Consider the following 16,265-nt stretch of genomic DNA (forward strand, 5'->3'; position numbering starts at 1 on the left):
GGTGTGGGGTGTGGGGTGTAGGGTTTTACCGATTTTGAGGGGGTCAATTACCTAATTTTCAGGGAAAAAGTCCCTGAATTTTCCCCCCGATCACTCCCATATTTGGTACTTTTTGATTGACAAAAAGTCTAAAAGTCTTACCCAACAAGGTTTTTAGATTTATTCAGCCAACCCTAAATAGGGTTGGCTGAATATCAGTTTAAGCCTTGCTATAAAATGGTTTTGGGACTTTTTTGGCTAAAAAAGTCCCAGAAACGAACGTTGAGAAATGGGAATGGGGACTCAAAACCCTTGCACTTTCGCTCTTCGATTGGGAAGGGTTCCACTTGCAGACGTGCGAGGTCATTCTGTTATTCTGACTTCCCCTCCCGACGACCGGCTACTGACGACCGACTCCTGACCCCAGCCTAGGACTTTTTCAGCAAACCCTAGGTAGTTGGGGAATCTGCCACAACAAATCGATATTCCGACGCAACAAACGCACCAGCTCCCCGTCATGGCCTTAAACCGCCGTTTTCCGTGACTCAAGGATGGGGTGGATAATTGTCCAGGCTAGGACGATAATTAAAGCCAAGATACCAAAACGAGCCATAGAACTAACTAACTGGTGCAAGGGGAACAAACGGCCTAAAAAGAAAGATAATGTCACCATAATCGTCGCCCACACCGTCGCCCCACCGAGATTACAGAGGAAAAAGCGACCGTAGGGCATTCGGGCAATTCCCGCCATGGGACCTGCAAAGATTCTTAACAAAGCCACGAAACGACCGAAAAAGACCGCCCGGGGTGCATTTTTACTAAATTGATCCTTGGCTAATTCTAGTTTTTGAGGCGGAATCCGAAAGAATTTGCCAACTTTTAACAAAAACGGCCAACCTCCAGCGCGGCCGAGCCAATAGCCAAAATTATCGCCCAAAACTGCTCCTGTAATTGCGCTGACTAAAACTAACCAATAGTTTAAATCACCGCTACCGGCAAGGAAGCCGCCGACAATGGTGATGGTTTCTCCTGGGATGGGAATCCCCGTATTTTCCAGGGTGATGCCGATAAATACTGCCCAGTATCCGTATTGGTGGGCGATTTCTTCAATATTTTCTAGGGATAATAGCTCTAGGGACATGGAGCGCTTTCTTAACAAAGGTTTACGAATATTCTAAGATATTTTTACAGTATTTAACCGTGGCTGAACATGACTTTTCCCAGTATTGATTTATTAGCAATTCGTCAGGGTGAGATAAAAGATTTAGCGGGCATGAACTTGGCAGGGGCTGATTTAGCGGGTGCAGATCTAGCCGGGGCGAATTTACGCGCAAATTTACGCGGTGCTGACCTAACTGGGGCAAATTTAAGGGGAGCAGATTTTCGTAATGCCGATTTACGCGGAGCAATTCTCCTCGATGCGATCGTGACTGGGGCAAGTTTGGCCGGCGCTTTTTTAGCCGGGGCGGTTTTTAATCATCTAGATTTGTCCGGGGCGGATTTTCGCGGTGTCGATGGCCGGGGAGTGAGTTTTGTCGGGGCGATTTTAACCCAAGCGGATTTTACTAGCGCTAATCTGTCCGGAGCAGATCTGTCGGCAACCGATTTAGAGGAAGCAATTTTTTTCGGGGCGATTTTACGCGGAACAAATTTTACTGATGCCAATCTTCTTTGTGCTAGTTTAGCCTCGGCAGTAACCACGGGGGCAATTTTCGATCGAGCTTGTTTAGAAGGGACAGGATTAACCTAAGTAGGTAGTCGTTAAAAATTATCAGACACCCCCCTTATCAAGGGGGGACTAAGGGGGGATCGACACCCCCCTTATCAAGGGGGGACTAAGGGGGGATCGACACCCCCCTTATCAAGGGGGGACTAAGGGGGGATCGGCACCCCCCTTATCAAGGGGGGATTAAGGGGGGATCAGAGGCAAAATCTATCTTCAATTTAATTATAACTACTTACTTAAATGGCTGATAGATAAAAGAAGATGAATTTCTAATCGGTTGCTATCTGCCTCCATAACTCCAGCTATTCTGAACCATTTAACCCCTTTGCTGCCCGGGGTCTTCCTCTTGGCCAAATTGGTCAAGTTTTTGCCATTCTCCACCAGAAAATTTAGTTTAATTGTCTGGGTAATCAGTGCAGTTATTGAAGAATTTTACCCAACCAATTAAGCAATCAACCCAGTTCCTTAAGGGAACCTAGAAGAAAAGATTATGCACAAAAATGATAGGATTGATCGATACCTAGCTGCCGTTAATCGCCATCGATGAGATCTTTACGCCAACTTTACCGCTATTTAAGTTTATTTTGCCTCTGTCTTCTTCTGACTGTGGGCTGTCAGTCCACTAATTCCAATTTACCCCAGGGGGATAGCGATCGCCTGATAATTGGGACAACCCTAAAACCACGCTCGATCGATCCGGCCGATAGTTATGAGTTAGCGGGACTTTTTATTATTTATAATCTCGGTGAAACTCTCTACACCTACGCCGAAGGAACCACTAATTTAAAGCCTCTCCTTGCCACGGAATTGCCCCAAATTAGCCCCGATGGTTTGACTTATACTATCCCAGTACGTCGAGGAGTTATCTTTCATGATGGCACGGTTTTTAACGCAGAGGCGATGAAGTTTTCCCTAGAAAGATTTATCAAAAATGGTGGCGAACCTTCCTTTCTTCTCCGGGATACAATTGATAAAATCACCGCCAGCAAAGAGGACGAAATTACTATTAAATTAACCAGACCTTTTGCCGCTTTTCCCGCTCTTTTAGCTTACCCCGGAGCCTGTGCGGTTTCACCCAAATTTTATCAAATTGGCGAGGGTAAATTTAAACCCGAAGAATTTATCGGCACAGGACATTATCGATTAAAAGCAGTTACTAGCGATTCTTTTAGTTTAGAAGCTTTTGATCGCTATTGGGGAGAACCAGCCAAAAATAAGGGAGTTAATGTGCAAATTTATCTCTCGAATCCTGCCAATTTATTTAACGGTTTTCAAACAGGTGCGGTGGATATTGCCTATCAATCTTTACTGCCTCCTCAAGTGAGAAAATTACGCACAGAAGCAGCCCAAGGAAAATGGCAAGCGATCGAATCTTCTGGGGCAGCAATTAACTTTATGAGCGTCAATCTCAAAAGTGAACCCACCGACAATATTTTAGTGCGACAAGCAATCGCTTCTCTAGTCGATCGAGATTTACTTAATGATCGCATTTTACAAGGTCAAGGCATCCCTCTTTTTAGTCTTATTCCTACTACTTTTTCCGAGTCACAACCGGTGTTTAAAGAGCGCTATGGCAACCATAATATAGAACAAGCCAAACAATTACTAAAAACCGCCGGTTATAGTCCAGAAAACCCCGCAATTGTAGAAGTTTGGCACTCCTCGGGATCGATTACTTCCAGCAGCGTGGCAGCAGTGATGAAAGCTCTAGCAAAACGGGATTTAGATAATATGATTCAATTTGAACCCAATAGTATCCTAGGAGCGGCCTTTTTCCGTAATATTAGCCGGGGACTTTATACCACTGCTCTATCTAATTGGTATCCCGATTTTTTGGATGCAGATAACTATATTTATCCCTTTTTGGATTGTGCTAAAGGTTCCCCAGAAACTGGCTGCGAAGAGGGAGGATCCCAAAGTCAAGGCTCATTTTTTTATAGTCAAGAAATGAATCAATTAATCTCCCAATCCCGTCGGGAAAGTAACCCAGCTAAAAGAAAGCAAATTTTTGGTAAAATTCAGGAAATTCTCGCCGATGAAGTTCCCTATATTCCCCTTTGGCAAACCAAAGAATATGCTTTTGCTCGTCATGGCATCACGGGAGTTATCATTAATCCCAGTCAAACTTTTCCCTTTTGGACAATTGCCCAAAAATCCCGATAATTAATCATGAGTCAGCCGTCAGCTTTTGCTCCCCGGCTCGCCCTGCTGCTAGGGGGATTTTATCTGTTAAAATTTCTTATCATCGTGAGGCGAAAACAAGCGGTTCTGGCCTTGCCTCCTGTCTTACAATGGTTAAATATAGGTTGTGTAGATAAATCGCCATGAAACACACATTATCCGTATTAGTTGAAGATGAAGCGGGAGTCTTAACCCGTATTGCTGGATTATTTGCCCGTCGCGGCTTTAATATTGAAAGTCTAGCCGTCGGTCCTGCCGAACAAATGGGAGTTTCTCGCATTACGATGGTAGTGCCAGGAGACGAGGACAGCATCGAACAGTTAACCAAACAACTTTACAAATTAATTAACGTCCTCAAGGTGCAGGATATCACCCAAACCCCTTGCGTGGAAAGGGAATTAATGCTGATTAAAGTTAATGCTACCGCCGAGCGCCGAGCAGAAGTGATCGAATTAGCGCAGGTATTCCGAGCGCGAATTGTGGATATTTCTGAGGAAACCCTGACCATCGAAGTGGTGGGGGATCCGGGTAAAATGGTGGCGATTATGCAAATGCTGAATAAATTTGGCGTTCGCGAGGTGGCGCGTACCGGTAAAATTGCTCTGATTCGCGAGTCGGGAGTCAATACGGAATACCTGAAAGCTTTAGAGGCTAAAATGGCAATTTAGGCATATTGGGGATGAATTGGGGTGTTAGGGTGTTAGGGTTTTAGTTAAAATTCCCCACTTCCCCGCTTCCCCTATTGCCTTCAGAAGCTGATAAAAACTATGTCTAACCAGTCGCCGAAAACCCAAATTAGTCAACTTGTCACCGTTGCCGTGCAGAAATTGCAAGGAAAGGTAAATTTTCAGGCGGTAAATCTCAAAAAAGGGGCGAGAGTTCCCGAATTACGCCTTAAAAACGAGAATGGCAGCGGGGAAAGCAAATATCCCCTCATTGGCGATCGCTATTTGTTAGGCCGTAGTTCCAGTTCCTGTGATATTACTATCCGTAATAATGTGGTGAGTCAGATTCACTGTTCCCTGCAGCGGGACCCGAAAAATCCCCATAATTTCCTGCTCACAGACGAAAACTCCACCAACGGGGTTTATATGGGTAAACGTCGTCTGAAAAGCGTTTCCCTGCGTCATGGGGATACTTTTACCCTGGCCCCCCCAGACTTAGCTAATTGTGTCACCATCTCCTATTACTGTCCCCCTCCCCTGTGGGCGCGACTTTTGCGCTATGGTTTCTATGGTGCGGGGGGTATTTTCGGTTTATTAGTTCTAGGGATTATCTGGGAAAGTCGCAAAGTTAATGTTTATCCACTCCCTTCCGGGGTGAGCGGTCCAGTGGTGGTTTACCCTAGGGATGGTCAAACTCCCCTCAATCCCAGGCGACAGGAAACTCACCAAGAATTAGGTAATCTGGGCGATTTTTCTCCCTATTTGCCCAAGGCGCTTGTCGCTTCCGAAGATAGTCGTTTTTACTGGCATTTTGGCGTTGATCCTTTGGGGATTGTCCGGGCTGTTATGATTAATCGGGAACGTCAAGGCATTCATCAGGGGGCCAGCACCCTGACTCAACAGTTAGCGCGTAGTTTATTCCCCGAAGTCGGTCGCCAAAATACTGCTGGTCGCAAAATCCGGGAGGCTGTGGTCGCTTTACAATTAGAGGCGGTCTATAGTAAGGATACAATTCTCAAAACCTATCTCAATCGAGTTTATCTCGGTCTGGCTGGTTACGGTTTTGAAGATGCGGCCCGCTTTTATTTCGATAAATCCGCTAGGGATTTAGATATCTCCGAGGCTGCCACCCTTGTGGCTATGTTACCCGCCCCGAATCGATTTAATCCCATTCAAGATTACGACACTTCCGTAGAATTACGCAATCGTGTCATCGATCGCATGGCTCAATTAAGGATGATTTCCCCAGAAGAGGCCGCCAGCGCTCGCAGATCCCGCATTGAAATCAGTCCCCAAGCCAAAAAATCCCTATCTAGTACGATTGCACCATATTTTTATAGTTACGTTTTCGAGGAATTACAGGATCTTTTAGGGGAAGAAGTGGCCAAAGAGGGCAATTTTATCGTTGAAACCAGTTTAGACCGCCGGCTGCAAGCGATCGCAGAAAAAAGCTTAAAAACTCATATTTTAAACCAAGGCCCCCGCTATCGATACTCCCAAGGTGCTTTAGTTACCCTAAACAGTCAAACCGGGGAAATTCTCGCTTTAGTCGGGGGAGTTGATTATCAAAAAAGCCAATTTAACCGCGCTATCCAAGCTAAACGTCAACCCGGTTCCACTTTTAAGGTATTTGCTTATACTGCCGCCCTAGAAAAGGGAATATCGCCCTATAAAACCTATACCTGCGCGGGACTCTCTTGGCAAGGACAGGCCTATTCTCCCTGTGAACGCAGTAGCGGGGCCATCAATATGTTTCAAAGTTTAGCGCGATCGGAAAATAGTGTCGCCCTTCGCATTGCTCGTGAGGCAGGATTAAGCAATGTGGTCAATGTGGCGGAACGTTTGGGGGTAAAATCACCTTTAAATGCTGTACCGGGGCTAATTTTAGGACAAAGCGAGGTAAATGTCTTAGAAATGACCGGCGCTTATGGGGTTTTTGACCATGGTGGACGCTGGAATCGTCCCCACGCTATTAAACGCATTCTCGACGCTTCCGACTGTGAAAATGTGGAGGATTTGAGTACCTGTCGGGTTATTTATGACTATGGCGAGGATAACGAGAGAAATCAGCAGGTAATCTCCCCTAAAACCGCCGAAACGATGAATAGCCTATTGCGGGGGGTGATAACCAATGGTACAGGAGGCGCTGCCAGTATTGGCATGGGAGAAGCGGGTAAAACGGGAACTACGAATAATTATGTGGACCTCTGGTTTATCGGCTATCTTCCCCGTCGCCATTGGGTGACAGGCATTTGGTTAGGGAATGATAACAATTCCCCCACTTCCGGCAGTAGTCAACAGGCAGCCAAATTATGGGGCGATTATCACCGTCAGTTAATCACTACACAAAATTAATCCCATTGACTCTCAAGCTCAGAGGCATTTTAACCGTCTATCCTTAAGATTGGTGGCAGGAACCACAAAGACAGAAAGGACACAAAGATCGATCGCTTCTATAGTAAGTTAAACTGATCACACAAAGAGTGAGAGAGCCGCTGAATCTCCCCCACTTCCCACTGCCCACATAATAAGGGTGTCCTAGTCCTAGCTAACACACCCGCAAATATTATTTCTGGTGGCTTGGTTTTACCCCAAAAATCCACAATTGTCCGACTCACCGCAGGGGAGGGACAGGGATAGATTAGGCAATCACCTGAATATTGCCTGCATTGAGAGTCGCTGCGCCAGGTCCAGCAATGTTTGCGATTGTAACCAGACCACCAATATTCGATAGGTCTTGGTCAAATGATAAAACACCGCCACTATAGATAATTTTGGCAGTGCCATTTTCAGTTGCCGAGAATAGGCTAGGAGTTAAAGCACCGCCAATGGTAGTCAGTCCGCCGAAACCACCGGAAGAAAGTACGATAGCATCTGCACCACCAAAACCAAAATCGGTGATGGTGTCAGCGCCTTCGTTGGAATTGTTGTAAACAAACTGGTCAGCACCCAAACCACCAGTTAGGGTGTCGTTTCCGTCGCCACCGATTAGGGTATCGTTTTCCGATCCACCATCTAGGCTATCGTTTCCGTCGCCACCAAGTAGGCTATCCTCTTCCGAGTTACCAAATAGGGTATCGTTGTCCGAGCCACCAAATAGGGTATCGTTGTCCTCGCCACCATCTAGGCTATCGGTTCCCGATCCACCATCTAGGCTATCGTTTCCGCCGCCACCAAGTAGGGTGTCGTTTCCGTCGCCACCGATTAGGGTATCGTTTACCGATCCACCATCTAGGCTATCGTTTCCCGCGTCCCCATCTAGGCTATCGCTTCCCGATCCACCAAGTAGGGTGTCGTCTCCGTTGTCACCGTGTAGAGTATCCGCGCCGCCGCCACCATCTAGGATATCGTTTCCGTCGCCACCAAATAGGGTATCCGCTACACCACCACCGGTTAGGGTATCATTGAAATTACTGCCTACAATGTTATAGGAATCGGTGGCGACGAAATTCCGGATCCCATTTGGAGTCAGAAGACTCGACGCTTTCGGTATCGTGTTATTAGTATCACCGCTTAGTTGATAAGTGCCGGCAGCCCCACCTCTAACATAGGTAAAGCTATTTGCTGGCAGGGAAAAGTTCTGAGAAAAGCCTCCACGGTACCGGAAAAGGGTTACATTAGCAGCAGCGCCGAAGTTGGTTATTCTCCAAGCTGTAGGGCCGCCGGCAGTTAAAGTGCGCTCGGAAGTGAGATTATCGCTGGTAATGTTAAGCCCTGGTCCTGATACATGAATGAGGATATCATTAAAGGTGTTCATGAAATTACGCACTGAAACAGTGCCACCAGGACTGAAATTAGCACCAGTGGTGAGGGTGGCGAATGATGTGGTTATAGTGGCCATGGTTTTTCCTTTGTAATGATATGTTTGAATGTGAAGAGTCTGATAGTCATCCTCCCGATTATTATATACCGAGAAAAAAAATACAACCCTGTTTTCTAGGCTTGTTTCCGGAATTATTGCTAATGGTTAAGTTTTTATCAATTCTAGGTTAATTTTTGGCTGGGTATGATATAGAGCACCCCAGAAATTAAAGTTAATGTTACTGATAGCCAAAAAGCCCCCTGAGCAATTAAATTATATTCAGAAGGCAAGGGAGCGATTAAGAGAGCGATAGCGATAATTTGGCTGACTGTTTTGCTTTTTCCCCACCAATTAGCCCCTTTTATGTCGCTATTTCCTGTTAAATTGGGATTAATGCGCCAACCAGCGATCGCTAATTCGCGAGCAAGAATCAAAAATACTCCCCAAGCGGCAATTACATCCATTTCAATGAGAGCTAAAAGAGGAGCGAGAACCAGCAATTTATCGACCAAAGGATCGAGAAATTTACCTAATTCGGTGATTTGATCCAATTTTCGCGCTAGATAACCATCGAGCCAATCGGTACTGGCAGCAATCAGAAAGATAATTAAACTTAACCAGCGATCGATTTCTGTGCCTTGATGCAACCAGTATAAAATTAATGGCAGTCCCAAGAGTCGCGATAGGGTAATCGAGTTGGGTAGGTTCATTTTTCAGTGATCAGTAAACAGTAATCAGTGATCAGTAATCAAGCTCTCTTAGGTTTGGTGGGCAAAATGTATTCTAAGATACAGTCCTGCTGGCGAGCGAGTGGAAGGAACCACAAAGACACAAAGGACACAAAGATCGATCATATAGTAAGTTAAACTTATAACACAGAACCTAGAAGAGCCAAAACTGATAACTGATAACTGATAACTGATAACTGATTTTAGCTGGCTAATTTGAGATCGAAATTACTTTGTTTATTGCCTAATTGCCTGAGCCAACGATAATTATAAGCTAAAGCACCCCAGAAGGTGGGATAAACGGCATAATTAACGCCAAATTCTTGGCAAACTTCCGCTAAAATTGGGGCAATTTTGTGGTAGTGAATATGACAAATTTGTGGGAAAAGATGATGAACAACTTGATAATTTAATCCCCCTAAATACCAATTTAAAAAGATATTTTTAGGGGCAAAATCTACGGTAGTTCGCACTTGAAAAATTGCCCATTCGTCTTCGATTTGATTAGCTGCCGAGGGTTGAATAAATTCGGCGGGTTCCAAAACGTGAGCTAACATAAATACATGACAGGCAAGCACTCCATAGGTCATAAAAACAATGAGAAAACCGATCGCTATTTCTAGGGGACTATAACCAACTAAGAGAGGAATGCCAATAAACCAAAAGAGATAAACAACTTTTCCGCTCAATAAAATGAATAGATCGATCGCTTTAGGATTGGGAATTTTAATCTCGCCAAAACGATGACGAAAGAGGATAGAGCGCACATCGGAGAATGACCAATAGATAGGAATTATAGCGTAGAGGATTGGGATAAATAAATGTTGATATCGATGATACCATTTATGCTCGGCATGGGGAGTCATTCGCACCACACCATCGCCGTGAATTTCCAGATCGTACCCTAAAACATTGGTGTAGGTATGATGGAGATAGTTATGACGAAAACGCCAGAGATAACTGGAAGCGCCGATGATATAATCGTAGGTCATGCCAAGGAGAGAATTAACCCATTTTTTACTAGAATAGCCGCCATGGTTGGCATCATGACCAATGCTAAAACCAATCCCTGCTAATCCTGCTCCTAAAACCAGACAACCGATGATTTTTAGCCACCAGATATCCGGACCAAAAAGCACAAATAACCAAGCGGCAATTACCCAAGTTAAAATCGTGATTGTCTTCAGGTACATGGCCAAATTATCTCTGGTGGGGATGCCGTTTTCGGTAAAATAAGCATCAACTCGTTTATTCAATTCCTTTCTAAAACCCTGATTTTCGGTAAAGGTTACTCGCATTCCTATTTTTGTCCTAGAAGTTGGTATGACGGCAATTTGTGGCAGCTCAGAGTTAATTTATGAGTCTTTTACTGGTTTGCTAAGGCTGTCTCACTATAACTGATAGTTTCTTATCAGTCTCTCATCTATTGTCAGAGAAAGAGGTGCGCTTGGCAAGGCAATCGCTCAATTTATTTGCTCCTCTTGCAGAAAATCCTCGGTTTTTACCTAATCAGATAGCAGATACCTGTAGCCGGTGATAGGGATGAGCATTAGGTACTTTTGTACTAAAAGCTTGCGCTTTGATAATGTACCTTTTGGGCGAACGCAGTTCGCCCCTAGATTGTGGACAAAATCCGTTACTGTAGGGGCGCAATGCTTGCGCCCTCCGATCGCTCAGGTTTGCTGATCACCTTAAGTAGGGGGAGAGCCTTCGAGGTGCTAGGGACTTGCGCTTTGATAATGTACCTTTTGGCTGGTCTGGTTCTTCTACAGAGCGATTTCTGGCTGGGATATTATTCCTACGCAAGTCCCTAAGTAGTCGTGCAAAATTAATTTCCTAGTGAAGATAGGCAAGAGCGGGGTTAGATATGTGTAATTAGGGCTTGCTGAATAATGGTAAAACCCTTTTAAAATAAGGCTTTTGACCTGTTAAAGTCCGATGTTAGTGCAAGAAAATAGGATTGGGACTTTCAAAAACCTTGCATTATCCTTCTTATAGTACATTAGTTGGTACAAAAAACAAGGGCAACAAAGCACGAAACTCCTGACTCCTGACTCCTGACTCCTGACTCCTACCCCCAGGAAAAACTTTTTCAGCAGACCCTAATTAATTTTGCTTGGGTACTTATTTTGGCTCTTCCAGGTTCTGTGTGATAAGTTTAACTTACATAGGGCTTGCTGAATAAATCTAAAAACCTTGTTGGATCACACTTTTAGACTTTTTTTCCCTCAAAAAGTGCCAGCCGTTGCGGGAATCGGGGGGAAAATTCCTGGACTTTTTCCCTGAAAATTAGGTAATTGACTACCTCAAAATAGGTAAAACCCCACACCCCACACCCTGCCCCTAGGAAAAGCTTTTTGCCGCAAACCCTACATAGGATCGATCAATTTATTTCATCGAAAATATTGCCAGATAATTTAACCAACACCAATTAATGAACCCTGGAATATAACATCGTCGCTATTCTTGGATATATCAGCTAATTGACTAATATTTTCTAACTCAATTGCGGGAGCAGTTCGTTTAATTAAACCAGTTAAAACCTTACCTGGACCCACTTCGATCGCTTTCTTCACACCCACATCTGGCAATTTTAACATAATTTCTCGCCAGCGAACCGAGCTAGTCATCTGCCAGATCAGATATTTTTTTAATTCTTCCCCATCCTGGGTAGGATTGCTGGGATCGACATTAGAAATCACAGGAACTTTTGCAGACCGAAAATTAACTAATTCTAAAATCTGCTGAAATTGAATAGCGGCATTTTCCATCAAGGGAGAGTGAAAAGCGCCAGATACTTTTAACTGGATAACCCGCTTAACTTTCACTTGACCTAATACTAAATCCACCGCTTCAGGAGTCCCAGAAATCACCACTTGTTCAGCACTATTATCATTAGCAATAACTACATTTTCCGTCTGATTAACCACTGTCTCTAGACTGGTGCGATCAAATTTCATTAAGGCGGCCATTTTACCACCTTCGGCCGCATCCATCAAACGGGAACGGTTCTGCACTAGATTTAATCCTGTCTCAAAATTAAACACCCTGGCCGCATATAAAGCGGAATATTCACCGAGACTATGACCGGCAACTAGATCGGGAAAATGACCTTTTTCTTGCAACAAATCCGCTAAAATACTCTCCACCACAAATAAACAAGGTTGAGTATAAAGAGTACGAGATAGGGTTTCTTCATCCCCTTGACATTTTTCTAAAACCGACCAACCAAGGATTTTTGCTGCTATTTCTAATCTCTCTTGGCCAAGTGCGCTTTCCGCTAAATCTCCAATCATTCCTAACGCTTGCGATCCTTGTCCCGGGAATATCCACGCTGTTTTCATAAGTTCTTAAAATAGATAGATAGTTGTGTTTCGGTCAGTTATCAGTTATCAGTTATCAGTTATCAGATGTGAGTTTTTAGTTTACTGGTTACTGGTTACTGGTTACTGAATTAATCTCCCCAACGGAAGATAATCCCACCCCAAGTTAAACCAGCACCAAAGCCGGAAGAAGCAATAATATCACCTTTTTTGACCTTACCACTCCTGACAGCTTCATCGAGAGCTAGAGGAATCGAGGCCGCGGAAGTGTTGCCATACTCGCTGAGATTGCTGATCACCTTTTCCGGAGGCAGTTTCAGGCGATCGCTAACCGCATCCATAATTCTTTGGTTAGCTTGGTGCAGAACTAACCAATCGATGTCACTGGTGGTTAAATTAGCCCGATAGAGAGCTTTTTCGATGACCTCTGGCACTTTCGCCACGGCAAAACGATAGACTTCCCGTCCGTTCATCTTTAGGGGCTTATAGGTCCCTTTTTGAACCCTTACCCCCTGCTTAAGGGGCAATTCCTCCCCCTCGTAGGCGAGATTGAGAGAACCATTCTGGCTGCCGTCGCTATGGAGTTCAAAACCGAGAATGTTATCTTTTGTATCATTTGCTTGACAAAGAACCGCCCCTGCCCCATCACCAAAAAGGACACAGGTAGCGCGATCGTTCCAATCCACCCAACGGGAGAGAACATCGGCCCCGATAACCAAGACATTGCGGTAAGTACCAGTACGGATAAACTGGGTGGCGGTGACTAATGCCACCAGAAAACCCGAACAGGCGGCGGTGAGATCAAAAGCGATCGCCCGATTGGCCCCGATCTGACTTTGCACTTGGGCCGCGCTACCGAATAGATCATCGGGGGTAGAAGTAGCCAAAAGAATCAGATCGACCTCCCTAGGCGACACCTGAGCCATTTCTAGAGCCTTAATCGCCGCTTGGGACGCTAATTGGCTTAAAGACACCGATTGATCCGCTAAATGGCGTTTACCGATGCCTGTACGACTTTTAATCCACTCATCGGAAGTATCGACAATTTGGCTGAGTTCTTCATTACTGAGAAATTGCCCTGGTGTGGCCGATCCACAACCGGTAATGACGACTGCTGCCCCGAATCCGTTCAAAATATTCCCCCTTTTTCAGTTATCAGTGATCAGTTATCAGTTATCAGTGATCAGTTATCAGTGGGAAGTGGGAAGTGGGGAAGTGGGAAGAATAAATAAAAATAGTCTCCCGTCTCCCGTCTCGGAGTCTCCTGACCGCTTCAAGATGGCTGACAGCTTAATCTTCACCGTTCACCGACAACTTTTTTAATTGATGATGGTGGTCATTGTAGGCTTGAATGCGCTCAGAAACGCGATTATCAACGGCATTTTTCGCCTGTCGGATGGCGTTAAAAATCGAAGGAGCTTGGGAACTGCCGTGACTGATCACACAGACCCCATCGACTCCAAATAACAGCGCACCACCGTGTTCCGCGTGATCCATGCGTTGTTTGATCTGTTTAAGATTGGGTTTAATTAAAGCCGTCCCGACTTTACCCTGTATCCCCCTAGGTAATTCCTCTTTGAGAATTTGTAGGATAACTCCTCCCACCGCTTCGGCAAATTTTAACAGGACATTACCGACAAAACCATCGCAGACGATCACATCAAATTGTCCCGATAGCACATCCCGGCCCTCAGCATTGCCGATAAAGGGAATTTGCTGGTTATTTTCCAATAATTCGTAGGTTTTTAGGGCGAGATCGTTACCTTTGCTGGCTTCTTCGCCGATATTGAGTAAACCGACTTTCGGATCTTCAACCCCCATAACGTATTTACTGTAAATTGTCCCCATTAGGGCAAACTGCTCTAAATATTTGGGTTTACAGTCCACGTTCGCCCCGACATCGAGGATAATCACCGATTTACCTGCCAACATCGTCGGCAGCACCGCACCGATCGCCGGGCGATCGATTCCTTTTAAACGACCTAAACGCAGCAACGCCGCCGCCATGGCTGCCCCGGAGTGACCGGCGGCCACCACCGCATCGGCGCGATTTTGTTTGACTAAATCCATGGCCACATTAATCGAGGCCGCTGGTTTGCGACGGATAGCGGTGATCGGCTCTTCGTCCATGGCCACCACTTCCTCCGCGTGGACGATCGTGAGATTCTTGGGACGGGGATGATGCTCGAAATAAGCCTCAATCCGTTCAGAATCGCCGACTAATAACACTTCTACATCTAATTCTTCGGAAGCTCGCATCGATCCCGCGATAATCTCGTTGGGAGCGTAGTCACCTCCCATCGCATCTACCGCGATTCTTGCCCGATTTAATGCCGTTTCTGCCATTGAGTCAGTGGGATAGAAATCTTTAATAAGTTGAGCGGCAGCTCTTGACAAAAGCTGGCCGATCGAGGATTAGTGTTTTCTGATCGAGCAATTGTTAAAAATTACCAATCATTTCTATACAATAAGGCATCATTGCGATTAAGGAAAAGATGTTCTCAGTTTTTAATTTGGCAGTTTTCGGCTTTCTCTTGGGTTGGCTGGGGGGGCAATCCCAACCGATCGCCAATATTCCCCTAATTTCTTGGCAAAATCAGCCTATTTTTGACCTTCCCACCGCTCCCGATCCCCGGGTAGCGGCGATCGTGGCCGATTATCTGCAAGAGTTGACGAAAAAAGGTTTAAACTCTAGTCAACAACGGGTCTTAATTGAGACGGAATGGGCTGATTTAGCGGATCATCAGGGTAATCTGCCCGCTTCAGCCGCATCTTTAACTAAAATCGCCACTACTCTCGCCGCCGTGGAAACTTGGTCTCTCGATCATCGTTTTGCTACTCGTTTTTACAGCACGGGAGAGGTAAAAAACGGGGTGTTAGAGGGAGATTTAATTATTGAAGGGGAAGGGGATCCGCTTTTTGTCTGGGAAGAAGCGATCTCAGTGGGCAATGGCCTCGATCAATTAGGCATCCGTCAGGTCAAAGGCGATCTGGTCATTACCGGTCAATTCGCCATGAATTTTCAAACCGATCCCCTCAAAGCGGGAGAATTGCTGAAAATTGGGCTTAATCAATCGAAATGGTCAAAAGAAACCCAAAAAGCTTTTCAGAGCCTTCCTAGCGGCACAAAAGCCCCACAGGTGAAGATTTTGGGCATGGTTCGAGCCAGTCCAATTCGCCCCGAAAATGCCCAATTATTATTGCGTCATCAGTCCTTAACTTTAACGGAACTGTTGCGTCAAATGAATATTTATAGTAATAACGTCATGTCAGAAATGTTAGCGGAGCTGCTCGGTGGCCCGGCGGCAGTGGACGCAATTAATACTAAAATTACTGGGGTAGGAGCGGAAGAAATTCAATTAATTAATGGTTCGGGATTGGGTGTAGAAAATCGCTTGTCTCCCCGGGCAGTTATTGAGATTCTGAAAGCATTGGATCGCAAGTTAGCCAATCAACCGATACAAGTCGCCGATTTATTTCCGGTGGGGGGACGTGATACCAAAGGAACTATGCAGTGGCGGGCCATTCCTAAAGGAGTGATGATTAAAACTGGAACTTTAGCCCAAGTTAGCGCCTTAGCTGGAGAAATTCCCACCCAAGAAAGGGGTAAAGTTTGGTTTGTAATTATGAATGCTGGTAGTAGCAATATCGAGGGATTCAGAAATCAGCAGGATCGAGTTTTACAAGCTTTAGATCAACACTGGCAAATTCTCCCAGAAGCGACTCAAGGATCGATTCCTGACAGATCCTTTCTAGGTGATCCCAGTCGAATAAGTCAAGGTTTCTAGGGTGGTTTGGGGGGTTCTACCCCCCAAAGGCTTGGATTGAGTGGTAAAATCGGAAGTAATGACCAATTTTAGA

Annotated in this window: 13 protein-coding genes; 6 read left to right on the top strand and 7 right to left on the bottom strand. The window is 45.2% G+C overall.

The genetic code is table 11. The features are described from left to right. Window positions 1-502: 502 nt before the first annotated feature. Entirely contained in the window at window positions 503-1,120 is a 618-nt protein-coding gene (locus tag IQ224_RS03565) for a DedA family protein (RefSeq protein ID WP_002734739.1), read from the bottom strand. Between the two features lie 69 nt (window positions 1,121-1,189). Between IQ224_RS03565 and IQ224_RS03570 the strand changes: the two genes are divergently transcribed. The 5 genes from IQ224_RS03570 (at window position 1,190) to IQ224_RS03590 (ending at window position 6,906) form a co-directional block, all read left to right on the top strand. Continuing rightward, a complete protein-coding gene (locus tag IQ224_RS03570) occupies window positions 1,190-1,729 on the top strand; it encodes a pentapeptide repeat-containing protein (RefSeq protein WP_002775354.1) in 540 nt (179 codons plus the stop codon). Between the two features lie 519 nt (window positions 1,730-2,248). Continuing rightward, the gene (locus tag IQ224_RS03575; RefSeq protein ID WP_194032564.1) at window positions 2,249-3,868 is read left to right on the top strand and encodes an ABC transporter substrate-binding protein; all 1,620 of its coding nucleotides are present in this window, start codon (window positions 2,249-2,251) and stop codon (window positions 3,866-3,868) included. A gap of 6 nt (window positions 3,869-3,874) precedes the next feature. Then, window positions 3,875-4,033: a hypothetical protein gene (locus tag IQ224_RS03580; RefSeq protein WP_194032565.1), complete on the top strand. Its 159-nt coding sequence runs from the start codon at window positions 3,875-3,877 to the stop codon at window positions 4,031-4,033. Then, the gene (gene ilvN / locus IQ224_RS03585) at window positions 4,030-4,554 is read left to right on the top strand and encodes an acetolactate synthase small subunit (RefSeq protein ID WP_002743360.1); all 525 of its coding nucleotides are present in this window, start codon (window positions 4,030-4,032) and stop codon (window positions 4,552-4,554) included. The genes IQ224_RS03580 and ilvN overlap by 4 nt, the downstream gene beginning before the upstream one ends. Before the next feature lie 99 nt (window positions 4,555-4,653). After that, window positions 4,654-6,906: a transglycosylase domain-containing protein gene (locus IQ224_RS03590; RefSeq protein ID WP_194032566.1), complete on the top strand. Its 2,253-nt coding sequence runs from the start codon at window positions 4,654-4,656 to the stop codon at window positions 6,904-6,906. Window positions 6,907-7,192: 286 nt separating this feature from the next. On the opposite strand, the gene IQ224_RS03595 is transcribed toward IQ224_RS03590, so the two are convergent. The 6 genes from IQ224_RS03595 to plsX form a co-directional block, all read right to left on the bottom strand. Beyond that, the gene (locus IQ224_RS03595; RefSeq protein WP_194032567.1) at window positions 7,193-8,392 is read right to left on the bottom strand and encodes a calcium-binding protein; all 1,200 of its coding nucleotides are present in this window, start codon (window positions 8,390-8,392) and stop codon (window positions 7,193-7,195) included. A gap of 143 nt (window positions 8,393-8,535) precedes the next feature. Then, window positions 8,536-9,063: a CDP-diacylglycerol--glycerol-3-phosphate 3-phosphatidyltransferase gene (gene pgsA / locus IQ224_RS03600; RefSeq protein ID WP_194032568.1), complete on the bottom strand. Its 528-nt coding sequence runs from the start codon at window positions 9,061-9,063 to the stop codon at window positions 8,536-8,538. A 221-nt stretch (window positions 9,064-9,284) separates the two neighbouring features. Further along, a complete protein-coding gene (locus tag IQ224_RS03605; RefSeq protein ID WP_194032569.1) occupies window positions 9,285-10,379 on the bottom strand; it encodes an acyl-CoA desaturase in 1,095 nt (364 codons plus the stop codon). Between the two features lie 1,119 nt (window positions 10,380-11,498). Next, window positions 11,499-12,425 (bottom strand): ACP S-malonyltransferase, encoded by a 927-nt coding sequence (fabD, locus tag IQ224_RS03610; protein WP_036400609.1) that lies wholly within the window; start codon window positions 12,423-12,425, stop codon window positions 11,499-11,501. 110 nt (window positions 12,426-12,535) lie between these two features. Continuing rightward, window positions 12,536-13,537 (bottom strand): beta-ketoacyl-ACP synthase 3, encoded by a 1,002-nt coding sequence (locus tag IQ224_RS03615; RefSeq protein WP_194032570.1) that lies wholly within the window; start codon window positions 13,535-13,537, stop codon window positions 12,536-12,538. Window positions 13,538-13,694: 157 nt separating this feature from the next. Then, entirely contained in the window at window positions 13,695-14,750 is a 1,056-nt protein-coding gene (plsX, locus tag IQ224_RS03620) for a phosphate acyltransferase PlsX (protein WP_194032577.1), read from the bottom strand. Between the two features lie 149 nt (window positions 14,751-14,899). Here plsX and IQ224_RS03625 point away from each other — a divergent pair, with 149 nt between their 5' ends. Then, window positions 14,900-16,192, top strand: a complete 1,293-nt coding sequence (locus IQ224_RS03625) for a D-alanyl-D-alanine carboxypeptidase (RefSeq protein WP_002743343.1) — start codon at window positions 14,900-14,902, stop codon at window positions 16,190-16,192. Window positions 16,193-16,265: the final 73 nt, after the last annotated feature.

Source organism: Microcystis sp. LEGE 00066 (genome assembly GCF_015207925.1).
Taxonomy (GTDB): domain Bacteria; phylum Cyanobacteriota; class Cyanobacteriia; order Cyanobacteriales; family Microcystaceae; genus Microcystis; species Microcystis ichthyoblabe_A.